10 protein-coding genes are annotated in these 12,479 nt (G+C 65.6%); 3 read left to right on the top strand and 7 right to left on the bottom strand.

Going from position 1 to position 12,479, the window contains the following annotated elements; all coding sequences use genetic code 11:
• Positions 1 to 192: 192 nt before the first annotated feature.
• The 5 genes from ahcY to V6B97_RS14710 form a co-directional block, all read right to left on the bottom strand.
• Complete coding sequence (gene ahcY / locus V6B97_RS14730) at positions 193 to 1,632, bottom strand: adenosylhomocysteinase (RefSeq protein WP_333507269.1); 1,440 nt, start codon at positions 1,630 to 1,632, stop codon at positions 193 to 195.
• Positions 1,633 to 1,752: 120 nt separating this feature from the next.
• Positions 1,753 to 2,703, bottom strand: coding sequence for an ArsR/SmtB family transcription factor (locus tag V6B97_RS14725; RefSeq protein WP_333507268.1), 951 nt, complete (start codon positions 2,701 to 2,703; stop codon positions 1,753 to 1,755).
• Positions 2,704 to 3,217: 514 nt separating this feature from the next.
• On the bottom strand, positions 3,218 to 3,676 hold the full coding sequence (locus V6B97_RS14720) for a hypothetical protein (protein WP_333507267.1): 459 nt from the start codon (positions 3,674 to 3,676) through the stop codon (positions 3,218 to 3,220).
• A gap of 2 nt (positions 3,677 to 3,678) precedes the next feature.
• The gene (locus V6B97_RS14715) at positions 3,679 to 5,067 is read right to left on the bottom strand and encodes a DUF2201 family putative metallopeptidase (RefSeq protein WP_333507266.1); all 1,389 of its coding nucleotides are present in this window, start codon (positions 5,065 to 5,067) and stop codon (positions 3,679 to 3,681) included.
• Between the two features lie 8 nt (positions 5,068 to 5,075).
• Positions 5,076 to 6,059 carry a MoxR family ATPase gene (locus tag V6B97_RS14710; protein WP_333507264.1) on the bottom strand — a complete coding sequence of 328 codons (984 nt, stop codon included), beginning with the start codon at positions 6,057 to 6,059 and terminating at the stop codon, positions 5,076 to 5,078.
• A 516-nt stretch (positions 6,060 to 6,575) separates the two neighbouring features.
• Here V6B97_RS14710 and V6B97_RS14705 point away from each other — a divergent pair.
• From V6B97_RS14705 to V6B97_RS14695, 3 genes are all read left to right on the top strand, one after another.
• A complete protein-coding gene (locus V6B97_RS14705) occupies positions 6,576 to 7,808 on the top strand; it encodes a Fic family protein (RefSeq protein ID WP_333507263.1) in 1,233 nt (410 codons plus the stop codon).
• A 576-nt stretch (positions 7,809 to 8,384) separates the two neighbouring features.
• Entirely contained in the window at positions 8,385 to 8,900 is a 516-nt protein-coding gene (locus V6B97_RS14700) for a hypothetical protein (RefSeq protein WP_333507262.1), read from the top strand.
• Between the two features lie 202 nt (positions 8,901 to 9,102).
• Positions 9,103 to 9,915 (top strand): papain-like cysteine protease family protein, encoded by an 813-nt coding sequence (locus V6B97_RS14695; protein ID WP_333507261.1) that lies wholly within the window; start codon positions 9,103 to 9,105, stop codon positions 9,913 to 9,915.
• A 98-nt stretch (positions 9,916 to 10,013) separates the two neighbouring features.
• On the opposite strand, the gene pstA is transcribed toward V6B97_RS14695, so the two are convergent.
• Together pstA and pstC are read right to left on the bottom strand one after the other, a co-directional pair.
• Positions 10,014 to 11,183 carry a phosphate ABC transporter permease PstA gene (gene pstA / locus V6B97_RS14690; protein WP_333507260.1) on the bottom strand — a complete coding sequence of 390 codons (1,170 nt, stop codon included), beginning with the start codon at positions 11,181 to 11,183 and terminating at the stop codon, positions 10,014 to 10,016.
• A gap of 9 nt (positions 11,184 to 11,192) precedes the next feature.
• Complete coding sequence (gene pstC / locus V6B97_RS14685; RefSeq protein WP_333507259.1) at positions 11,193 to 12,437, bottom strand: phosphate ABC transporter permease subunit PstC; 1,245 nt, start codon at positions 12,435 to 12,437, stop codon at positions 11,193 to 11,195.
• Positions 12,438 to 12,479 lie beyond the last annotated feature (42 nt).

The raw sequence follows: 12,479 nt of genomic DNA, 5'->3' as shown, positions 1-12,479 counted from the left end.
GCGACTGGCTTGAACACCTATAGCGTAACCGGAAAGGTGTTTTTTGGTATAACCGATTGACTCCACCCGCATAGCGGGTGGTTTTCTGTTTCGGTCGCTTCGCTCCCTCAACTGGCTAAAGCCATAAGCAGAACCGCCTCCGGGAATTCCTTCCCGGAGGCGGTTTCACATTCATTCTATCCCTTCTCTACCCTAGTACCGGTAGTGATCCGGCTTGTACGGCCCATCCAAGGGCACGCCGATGTACTCGGCCTGCTCCCGGGTCAGGGTGGTCAGAGTAACGCCCAGACGGGCCAGGTGCAGGCGGGCCACCTGTTCGTCCAGCTTCTTGGGCAGGATGTACACCTTGCGTTCCAGGTCGGGGTTGGTGGCAAGCTCGATCTGGGCCAGGGTCTGGTTGGTGAAGCTGTTGGACATGACGAAGCTGGGGTGGCCGGTGGCGCAGCCCAGGTTCACCAGCCGCCCTTCGGCCAGCACGATGATGGAGCGGCCCGACGTCAGGGTCCACTTGTCCACCTGCGGCTTGATGTTCAGGCAGGTGCAGCCGGGGGTGGTTTCCAGGTAGTGCATGTCGATTTCGTTGTCGAAGTGCCCAATGTTGCAGACGATGGCCTCGTCCTTCATGGCCTCCATGTGCGCGCCGGTGATGACCTTGTAGTTGCCGGTGGCGGTGACGAAGATGTCGCCTTCCTCCACGGCCTTTTCCATGGTGGTCACCTCGTAGCCTTCCATGGCCGCCTGCAGGGCGCAGATGGGGTCGATTTCGGTCACCAGCACCCGCGCGCCGAAGCCGCGCATGGACTGGGCGCAGCCCTTGCCCACGTCGCCGTAGCCCGCCACCACCACCACCTTGCCCGCCACCATCACGTCGGTGGCGCGCTTGATGCCGTCGGCCAATGATTCGCGGCAGCCGTACAGGTTGTCGAACTTGGACTTGGTCACCGAGTCGTTGACGTTGATGGCCGGGAACAGCAGCTTGCCTTCCTGTTCCAGCTGGTACAGGCGGTGCACCCCGGTGGTGGTTTCTTCGGATACTCCGCGCACGCGGGCGGCCACGCGCTGCCAGCGGCCGGAATCCTTCTGGTACGACAGGGCAAGGCGGTCCATGATGATCTGGAACTCCTTGTTGTCGTAGGCCTGCTTGAGCAGTTCGGGGTTGTTTTCCACCTCGACGCCCTTGTGGATCATCAGGGTGGCGTCGCCGCCGTCGTCAACCAGCAGGTCGGGGCCGCCGCCGTCGGGCCAGGTCAGCGCCATTTCGGTGCACCACCAGTAGTCTTCCAGCGTTTCGCCCTTCCAGGCGAACACCTTGGCCATGCCGGAATCGGCAATGGCCGCCGCCGCGTGGTCCTGGGTGGAGAAGATGTTGCACGAGGCCCAGCGGATGTCCGCGCCCAACTCGTACAGCGTCTTGATGAGCATGGCCGTCTGGATGGTCATGTGCAGCGAGCCGGTGACGCGCAGGCCCTTCAGCGGCTTGCTGGCGCCGTACATGCGGATGAGTTCCATCAGCCCCGGCACTTCACGCTCGGAAAGCTGCATTTCCTTGTGGCCGAAGTCGGCCAGGGCCATGTCGGCCACCTTGTTGGCAAGGGAAAGGTCCAGGGCTTGCGCCCGCTTGGCATCGGTCATCTGTGCCTCCGTGGGGAAGGATTCGGTTGTTGTGCCGGTGGGTCGGGCGCTGGCCGGCGGCGCAGCGGCGGGAGTATGGTTCCCGCTCAACGGCCGGTGGTTGCCGCAAGGCGCACCCGGCTATGCCTTCTCGGCAAGAATCAGGTGCAGCGACAACCCCTTGCTCACCTCTCGCAGGTCCGCCCGGCGCACGACAAAGCCCGCCTCGGAAAGGCGGGCCGTCAGCGCGGCCCGGTCGAAGCCGAGCCAGCGGTCGCCATAGTCGGTGCGCATGCGTTCGTTGTCGTGCCGGTCGAAGTCGCTGATGAACAGCAGGCCGCCGGTGCGCAGGGTACGGCCGATCTCGCGCAGGGCCGCCACCGGTTCCGACAGGTGGTGCAGCACCATGTTGATGGACGCGAAGTCGGCCTCGCCGTCGCGCAGGGGCAGGTGGTCCAGTTCGCCGATGCGCAGCGAAACGCGCCCCCCGGCGTCGGCCAGGCGGCGACGGGCCATTTCCAGCATGCGCGGCGAACCGTCCACGCCGATGACCTCCTGCGCGCGGGGCAGCATGCGCTCCAGCACGGTGCCCGTGCCGCAGCCCAGGTCCACGGCCACCCGACAGCCCGGCGCGGCGTCCGGGCCGCCCGGCGCGGCGGCGGGCATGGCGTCCGCCACGGCGCCCGCCAGGTCGAACCCGCCCAGCACCTCGCGGTTCAGTTCGTCCCAGTCCTCGGCAATGGCGTTGAAGAACTGGCGGGTCTTCAGCGCCCGTTCCTCGATGATCTTCTCGGCCATGGCCATGTCGCCCTGCAGGGTCATGTCCTCGGCGATGAACGGGGCCACCGCGTCCAGAAAGTCGCGGCCCTCGCCCTCTGCCGGGGCGGCGTAGAACACCCACAGCCCATCGCGGCGCGAGACCAGCAGCCCCGCCCCGGTCAGGATCTTGAGATGGCGCGACACCCGCGACTGGCCCATCTCAAGGATGGAGACCAGTTCGTTCACGTTCAGTTCGTGCTTGTTCAGCACGTGCATGAGCCGCATCCGGGTGTCGTCGGAAAGAGCCTTGAAGTAGTCGAGTGCTGCCGACATGGGGATTCCCGCGCAAGGTTTTTCAAGGGATGGCGCGCGGTTTGCCACGCGCCGGGCAACCGTTTCCGGATGCCTTGATATTTATACATCAAGAAAAGTTGATTTGCAAGTATCCGCTCCGGCGCATACAGCGCGACGCCGCCCCATGCGCCGGCAAGGACGCATGGGGCGGCATGAGCATGGCAAGCCCGCCATGTGAAGGACGCAGAGATGAATCATCCGGGAGGCCGGGCGGTGCCGTCGCTACTCAGGGGCTATTTCCAAATGAGGATTTTCGTTCGTTGGCAAGGAAAGCGAGCCTGTCATGAGGGAGTGCGGCAGCCGTTAGGTGAGCTTGCGAACCTTACGGATGGCGACCGCAACGCATACTCTTATCGTATTCGATCGATATGGCAGGCGAAGCTTGACCGCGTTGCGCACGATGGCCGTAGGGCTCGCAAGCTCGCCCAACGGCCACGCTTCGCGCCCTTCGGGTCGGAAGCCAACGGGCGAAAGGACCATTTGGAAACAGCCCCTACCGGGCCAGACGCAGCAACCGCTCGGCCACCACGGCCGGGGCCACGTGGCGGCGCATGGATTCGGTGGCGCGCAGTTCGCCGCGCAGGTTCATGGGCTCGCTGGCGTGGGCGCGGGTCAGTTGCGCCTCGCAGGCGTCGCGCAGCAGGGCGAACGACGCCTCCACCTCGGGGTACTCGTTGTCCTCGCGCCAAGGCAGGCGCAGCGTGGTTTCCGTCTCGCGGCCCGCGTGCGAGGGGGCATCCAGCACGTACATGCCCTTGGGGGCCTCGCCCGCGCGCTCGCTTTCGCCGGGGTAGCAGTGCGGCCGCCACGAATCGGGCGGCTCCGGGATGGTGGACTGCACCCGCACCGGGGGCACGGCCAGCGCCTTTTCGTGGGGTTCCAGGGACACGGTGTAGCGCAGCACGGGGCGCAGGTTGCCCCGCTGTTTGTCGATGCGCCATTCGATGCGCATGGTCAGGCTCCTTGGTGCAGGGTCAGCACCTCGCCGAAGGGCGGGGCGTCGTCGCCACCGCCCGCCCTCACGGGCCGGGTGGACGCCCACAGCACCGGGTACGGCGGCGGCGCGGGAAAGCGGTTGCATTCAAGGTCGGTGAGGCAGATCAGGCAGGCCGGGCGCAGGCCGTCGGCGTCCACGCGGGCGAAGGCCGGGCGGTAGTCGGTGCCGCCCCCGCCGCGCGGGGTCAGGCGCAGGGGCAGGTCCCAGCGGGTCAGGTGCAGCACGTCCTGCACGGCGCAGTCGCAGTAGATCACCGTGAGCCGGGTGTCGAAATCCTGCAATATGGCGGACACCTCGCCGCAGAAGCGGGCCAGCGCGGCGTCGTCCACCGAGCCGGAACTGTCGATGACCAGCACCAGTTCCGGCAGGTCCTGCGAACGCAACGAGGGCAGGTGCAGCCCCATGTGTACGTAGCGCCGGTTGGGCGGCGTCCAGGAATAATCGTTGGCCGTACACTGGCGGATGAACCGGCGCAGCAGGGTGCGCCAATCCAGCGGCGGATGCAGGGCCTGCCCGGCCAGCCGTTCCAGCCCGGCGGGCACATCGCCCATGAAGCGCGCCCCCTGCACCGCCTGCCCGAGGTCGATGCGCAGGTCGCGCTCGGCCCGGCGGCGGGCGGCGTCGGACGCGTCGCCCTGCAAGGCGGGATGGTCGCGCACCTCGCCGGAAAAGGACGTTTCCACGTTGTCGCGGCCTTCGCCCTCGCCCGTGCGGTCGCCGCCGCGCCCGTCGGCGTCGTCGCCTTCCGGCAGTTCCGGCGGGGTCTGTTCCGGGTCGCTGCGGCGCTGCGTGGCCGACGCCTCTTCCGGCTGGTCGCCGGACGCACCGGAGCGCGCGCCGCTGGCCTCGGCCTCGCCCTGGGCCTTGTCGCCGGTGCCGCCGCCCTTCTCTTCTTCCTGCATGCGTGAAAGCACGGCGTAGATGTCTTCCGCCGTGCGGCCCCGGTGTTCCGGCGCGTCCAGAAACCCGGCGGGCAGGGTGAAGCCCGCGTCCAGCAGTATCCCGTTCACCGCGTAATCGCAGGCGCGGTTCCAGAGGCCCTCATCGCGCCCGTGGCGGCGCACGTGGTGGCCGCAGACCACGTGCAACACCTCGTGCGCCTGCATGAACACGACCATGGCGTCGGGCAGGGCGGCCACCCGTTGCGGGTTGAAGCCCAGGGTCACGCCGTCGGTCCACAGGCCGTCGCAGGCCGGGTCCGCCTTCAGGTGCAGCCGCAGGGCCAGCGAGCCGAAGAAGGGATGGTCCAGCACCAGCGCGGCGCGGGCGCGCAGCATGCGGGCGTGGGCCTGCGTTTCCGGCGAGGGGGGAACGTCGGCCGGGGGAAGGGGGGATTCCGGGTGCACAGCCCCGCTCACAGCAACACGTGGGCGTTGGCCTGGGCCCACCGCGCAAAGGACGGGGTTTCCACCACCGTGGTGTCGGCGCGCACCGAATCGCGCATCAGCAGCACGCCGAATTCCACGGGCAGACGGTCGGCGTAGCAGACCAGCGCTTCCATGGTGTCGGGCGCGGCGTGGCGGGCCAGGGCCTCGCAAATGGCGTAGGCCGCGGCGGGCTCGTCGGGCACCGGGGCGTCCTGCGGGGCTGCCAGCACGGCGTCCGGCTCGGGCAGGTCGCGCCACACCCGCAGGAACCCCGCGAATTCGGCGGCGGCCCCTTCGCCCACGGCCCCGCGCACCAGGTCGTATTCCACGGCCTCGTCCGGCCCGGCGGCCAGCATGTCGGACACGTATTCCCAGGTGCGCGGCGAGGGGAAGGCCCGGTCGGCCACGGCGGGGTCGAAGTCGTGCAGCAGGCGCGGGCGAAAGCGCAGGAAGGCCGTCACTTCCGGGCGGATGTTCGTGCCTTGCGCCCAGCCCAGCCAGTCGTCCAGGTCGGTCTCGAAGTCCAGGTGCACCATGCGGTTGGCCAGGGCGGTGGGCATGCGGTGGGTTACGGCCCGGTCCTGCTCGCGGTTGCCCGCCGCCACCACGGCCCAGCCGTCGGGCAGGCGGTATTCGCCAAGCTGGCGGTCCAGGATCAGCTGGTAGCAGGCGGCCTGCACCAGCGGCGGCGCGGCGTTCAGTTCGTCCAGGAACAGGATGCCCCGGCCCCCGTCGGGCAGGAACGAAGGCGGGCACCACCGGGCGCGCCCGGCGGCGTCGATGGAAGGCAGGCCGCGCAGGTCCACGGGATCCAGCAGCACGGCGCGGATGTCGCACAGGTCCATGCCGAGGCCGTGGGCGACCTGCGCCACCACCCGGCTCTTGCCCACGCCCGGCGCGCCCCACAGGAACACGGGACGGCGAATGGCCACCAGCGTGGCAAGGGCGCGGGCGATCTGGGAAGGAATCATGAAGGCTCCATGGGATGAAGGAATGGCGGGCGGCTGGTCCGGACCGGGCCGGATTGGGCCGAACTGGCTCGAACTGGCTCGACCGGACGGGCGGCACCGGCCCGCCGAGAGGCGCGGCGCACCCGGCAAACCCCGCAGCGAGGCGTATTGGACGGACACCATGTGGGGGAAGGCACGTGCCGGGCACGCCGCCCTGCCGGACCGGCTCCGCATCCGGCCAGATGCTGGCGGACGCGGGACGGCCACGGGACGGACGCGACGCCGACGGGGGTTGCGACCCGGTTGCCTCGCGGTCATGGCGCAGGGGGGTGAGCGTCATCGGTGCGGGGTGGGCCACGTCGGCGGCCCCACCTGTGTATTGAAATTGAAAATCAAAGTCAACAAAAGGCGCAACCGTCTCCTTCCCGACTGCCTGTGAGCGGACAAATCCCCCTTCGGGCAACCACGCCCCGAACCGGCCAATGAACCGGCCAAACATATTGCCTTTTCCCCTGTATCTCACTATATATCCTGCATATGAAACCGGACAACATACCGGCCAGACTGGCCCCCGTCCTGCCCGAGGGGCAACACCTCGATGCACTGCGCGATCAGGCGCTGGCGGTGGTGCGCGCCTCCGCCCAACTGGACGGCAGCCTGCATCCGCTGACGGCCGCCACCCTGAGGGCGCGCATCCGGTTGTTGAACAGCTACCACAGCAACCTGATCGAAGGCAGCAGGACGTCCATCTTCGCCATCGAGGCTGCCTACCAGCGGCGCTTTTCGCCCGACGATCAACGCCGTTACGCGCAGGAACTGGGCCTCGCCCACGTGGAAACGGAGTCGGCCCTGGTGCGGCAACTAGCGGAGACGCCCCGCGACATCTGCTCCACGGCCTTCCTGCTGGACATGCACCGCGAATTTTTCAGCCACCTGCCCGAGGCGCACCAGTATGTGCATTCCGGGGGCCGGTTTACCGACATTTCCGTGGCGCCCGGCCAACTGCGCGACCGCGAGGTGTCCGTGGACGGCGGGGCCAGCATCCACGGCCCGCTGGCCCGCGACCTGCCCGGATTGATGCGCCAGTTTGCCGAAGCATACGCGCCAGACCGCCACCACGGACTGGACAGACTCATCGCGGCGGCCGCCAGCCACCACAGGCTGACGTGGCTTCACCCCTTCCGTGACGGCAACGGCCGCGTGGTGCGCCTGCTGACCGAACTCTACCTGCGCGCGGCCGGAGTCAACGAGAGTGGCGCCTGGTCCTTCTCGCGCGGCATCTCCCGCGACCGGGCAGGGTACTTCATCCACCTGAACGCCGCCGACCCGCAACGCGATGGCCGCTTCGGCCCGGTTGACCTGGCGGACTTCTGCGCGTTCGTCCTCGAAACCTGTCTGGACCAGATCAACTTCATGGCCGCCAGCCTCGACGTCCGGAACATCGCCCTGCGCTACCAGACCGTGGTACATCGGCATCTTGTGGGCATTCCCGAGGCGGCGGGCGTCCTCCGGCCGGAGGACGCGGCGCTGGTGGCCCGCCTGCTGGCCCTGGTCTTTGAAACCGGCGAACTGGAACGCGGCATGGCCACCATGGTGCTTGGCAAAAGCCAGCGCACGGGCCGCCGCGTGCTCAGTCTGCTGCTGCGGACGGGGCTGCTCCAAGCAGCCACCCATGTGGCTCCCGTGCGGGTGGCCCTGCCCACCTTTGCCCTTTCCGACCTCTTCCCCCCCCTGTTCCCCGACGCCGTGGTGGGCGGCCCCGCGCTGTAACCGCCCCCCTCCCCTCGCGCGCGAAAACGGCGGCCCCCTGCGGGGCCGCCGTTCGTCGTCACATGGGGCGGACGATACCGGGCGCGGCCCGCGCCATCCCGATCAACGCCGTTTCCAAAGCAGGATGACTCTGGCCCCCCAGAGCCTGTTCCATGGCAAACGATCATACGAATATATGAAAATACATATTGAATAAAGTATTGAAGCAAGGCATACTACCGCAAACATCACCCGTTGGAGAATATGTTCTGCATTGGCTGTCGTGCGCGCATGACTCATTCATGCCTGCAACACAGGCATGCAGCACGATACATCTTGCCATAAATACACTGCAACAATTTGTATTTATAGTAAATTTCAAACATATTATTCATCTGAAAATCTGCATAGCAATGCGCACTTCATAAACAATTAGCGTCCATTCCGGACAAATCGCCTTGAAATAGAAATCGAAACACCCCCTGCACAACCATGAGCATACGCAACTGCCCATTACATCCTCATGATGCACACTCACATCCGTGCTGTTCATCCAAAAAATTCATTACCACCTTGTTGATACTGAATACTCCCCTCATGACCGCCATGCTGGTCAGTATTCTGTTTCCGTGGGTCATGAGCGAACGCGAATCAAAAGAACGCTATCAGCTCGAACTTCTGCAGAAGCAGGAAGAAACAATACGATATTTCTCCAAATCGATTACAACGACGATGAATTTGATGTCGCAGGTCAAGGATCTTGAGCTTGGCATTGCATGCGGACAGCGCCCCGACGACGTGGAAACCCGCAGGGAACACTCCAAGACGTACAATTCCGTCACGATGACGGAACCCTATGATGCGGCCTGCGCCATGGCCAAGGTGTATTTTTCCAGAATGTCCGCTCACGACCCGATATCCGAAGGCATCGTCTCCCTTGAACGGAATATAGACTTGTATTTCAACATGCACGTCCAGGAAATCTCCCAGTGCGCTCAGGCACGCAGGGCGTTGGACGACCAATTCACCACAACGAAGGATATCTACGAGGATATCCTCAAGAAAATGCTCATGCAAATACAGGAAACAAGAAGGGGAAAATACAACTCCTGATCAACCATCAAAAACCGGGAGGGCCTTGTCATGAAAATGAAATGTCTCGCAGCATGTCTTCTGCTTGCGACGCTCGCCGGATGCGGAACGTACGGCAAACCTTTCGCCTACAATCCTCCGAAACCTGCGGGAACAACCTCCGCCTCCCAGCAGCATGCGGGGCACGCCGCGCAGGACGCCACCCGGCAAGAAGGCCAGTGACATGCACAGGCCGCCATTTTTGCCTGCCCTCGTCCTCCTCATCCTTTTGAGCGGCTGCGTCACCACGGGAATGACCACGGTGGGGCCCATCCCTGTTCCGAAACTGGAACAACGGATCACCTCCGTCGAATATTACAGAAAGACATACAATGTGGATCTCCTGTCGAAGCAGCATGACATGCGCAAGGAGATCCGCAACGCTTTCCAGGCGGCATACGATCTGAGCAGCAAGATCAAAGTGAATGGCAAAGCCATTACCGTCACACCGCAGACAAACTTCATGTATAAATCACAGAGCATTGGAACAAACGACTACACCATCAGCTGTACACAGATAGCAAAGCCGGAAAAACAGAAGGACGAGGAATACTGCTGGGCGGCATGCGTCCAGTGTCTTATCGGGTCGCGCGACGGCAGATACATCGACCAGGAGACCATCGTCGCACGGTACAAAAGCAAGACCGACGACGCAGGCAAGGCGGGCAGCGTGGCCGACATGCTGCGTTCCATGGGCTTCGTGAACACCACGCTCACCGAGGCGGGAGCCATGCATCTCGTCCAGACGCTGGGCAACAACCAGCCGGTGATGCTCGGCATAACGAACCAACAAACCGGCGTCGGGCATGCGGTGCTGGTGGTGGGCGCGCGCTATTCCTTCGTCAATCCCCTGTTGCCGTTCCTGCCGCCCTCCGGGGGCGTGGCCTTTTCGGAGCTGACGATCATCGACCCCGCCGACGCGGAAGTGAAGACGCTCGACATGGCCGAATATTCCGACCGCGTGGGCTTTCTGCTGTCCGTCTATACCAACGGCTGATTTCCCGCGCACACGGATATGAAAACGGCGGCCCCCTGCGGGGCCGCCGTTCGTGCATCTTTGCCTATTCTTGGCGCCGGGCGCGGTCCACCGCCCTCCTACCACTTGCGCTCGTACTTGTTGCGCAGCCAGATGGCCGTGGCGTTCATGCCCAGCAGCAGCACCAGCAGCACCATGATGCCCGCGGCGGTGCGCTCCGAGAACGCGCGCTGCGAATCCGACGCCCAGGTGAATATCTGGGCGGGCAGCACCGTGGCCGCGCTGCTGAAGTTTTCCGGGGCCTCGGGGATGTAGGCCATCATGCCCACGATGAGCAGGGGCGCGGTTTCGCCCATGGCGCGGGCCAGGCCGATGATGGTGCCCGTCAGGATGCCCGGCAGCGACAGCGGCAGGACGTGGTGCCACACCACCTGCAACGGCGTGGCCCCAAGGGCCAGCGCCGCCTCGCGGATGGACGGGGGAATGGACCGGATGGCCGCCCGCGTGCTGATGATGATGGCGGGCAGGGTCATCAGCGACAGGGTGAGGCCGCCCACCAGGGCCGACGAGCGGGCCACCCCCATGAAGTTGATGAAGATGGCCAGCCCCAGCAGCCCGTACAGGATGGACGGGATGGCCGCCAGGTTGTTGATGTTCACCTCGATGATCTGGGTCAGCCGGTTGTCCGGCGCGAATTCCTCCAGATACACCGCGCACATCACCCCCACGGGGAAGCTGATGGCCAGGGTGATCAGCAGCACGTACAGCGAACCGATGGCCGCCGCGCGGATGCCCGCCAGTTCCGGCAGCTTGGAGTCGCCCGATTCGAAGAACCCCCAGTTGAAGGCCAGGCGCGCCTTGCCTTCTTGGCGCATGGTGTCCACCAGCGTCTGGTGCCTGGGCCGCAGCCGGTTGGGGTTCCCCTTCATGTACTGGTCGGTGTCCGCGCTGGCCAGCACCCACAGTTCCTGCGAGGTGCCGATGAGCCGGCTGTTCTCGGCCATCATGGACGGGATGAGCCGGGTGAAGCTGCGCGAGACCACCTGCACCGTGTCCGGGTCCATGGCGGCGTAGGGGTTGTCGTGCGCCTCGGCCGTGTAGTTCACGGTCACCAGCAGTTCCGCCTGCTGGAAGGCCGGGTAGCCCTTCATGGTGATGTCGAACAGGAAGAACACCAGGAACGCCCCGGCCAGGAACAGCGCGGAAATGGCGCACAGGCGGAAGCGCTTTTCGGCCGCGCGCCGTTTGCGCAGCAGTTTCTTTTCGTCGATGCCGAACAATGATGCCATGCCGCCCCCCTACTCGTACTGTTCGCGGAACTTGCGGATGACCACCAGCGAGACCACGTTGAGCACCAGCGTGAGCACCAGCAGCACGAGGCCCAGCCCGAAGGCCGAAAGGGTCTGCGGGCTGTCGAAGGCCTGGTCGCCGGTGAGCGAATCCACGATGCTCACGGTGACGGTGGTCATGCTCTTCAGCGGGTTCCACGTCAGGTTGGGCATGAGCCCGGCGGCCATGACCACGATCATGGTCTCGCCCACCGCGCGCGACACGGCCAGCAGCACGGCGGAAACCACGCCCGGCAGCGCTGCGGGCAGCACCACCTTGCGGATGGTCTCCGACGGAGTGGCCCCCAGCGCGTACGACCCTTCGCGCATGGCCTGGGGCACGGCGTTGATCACGTCGTCCGACAGCGAGGAGACCAGCGGGATGATCATCACCCCCATGACCAGGCCCGGCGCCAGGGCGTTGGTGTATTCCGCCTCCAGCCCCACGGCCTCGGCCAGGTGCACGATGAGCGGGCTGACCGTGATGGCCGCGAAGAACCCGTAGACCACGGTGGGGATGCCCGCCAGGATTTCCAGCGCGGGCTTGGCGATGCGCCGCACCCGCTTGCTGGCGTATTCCGCCATGTACACCGCTGCGAACAGCCCCATGGGCACGGCCACCAGCATGGCCACGGCGGTGATGTAGAAGGTGCCCGCGAACAGCGGCAGCGATCCGAATTCCGGCGTGGCCACGTTGCCGTCGGCCCGGCCGGTGGAAATGAGAAAGGCCGTCTCCGGGCTCCACTTGGTGCCGGTCAGGAAGTCCCACAGGTTCACCAGCCGGAAGAACTGCATGGCCTCGAACACCACCGAAACCACGATGCCGATGGTGATGAGGATGGAAATGCACGAGGCCCCGATGAGCGCCCAGCGCACCGCGCCCTCCACCCGGTGGATGGCGCGGAAGTCGCGCCCGATGGCCCGCTGCGACCAGACCAGGCCGAACGCGGCCAGGGCCACGCCCCCGCCCGCCAGTACCGGGCCGGGCACGGTGGCGATGTGCAGCAGGTGCAGCAGCCCCGCCAGCACGAACAGGCCCATGGACGGCAGGGCCACCCACAGGCACGAATACCACCCGTAGTACACGAGCGGCGAATGGAATTCCGTGCCGCGGGCATTGTCGGCCCCCGCCCTGCGCCGGGCGATCATGTACGCCAGCACCGAAAGCGGCAATATGGCCATCAGGGCCATCTGCAACGCGCTTCCCATGGTCATGTGCGATCCCGTTGGCCGGGGGGCGCGCACCCCCCGGAAATG

It is taken from the genome of Nitratidesulfovibrio sp. 1201_IL3209, from assembly GCF_036763125.1.
Lineage (GTDB): Bacteria > Desulfobacterota > Desulfovibrionia > Desulfovibrionales > Desulfovibrionaceae > Cupidesulfovibrio.
This window is presented reverse-complemented; position numbering and strand designations above follow the sequence as displayed.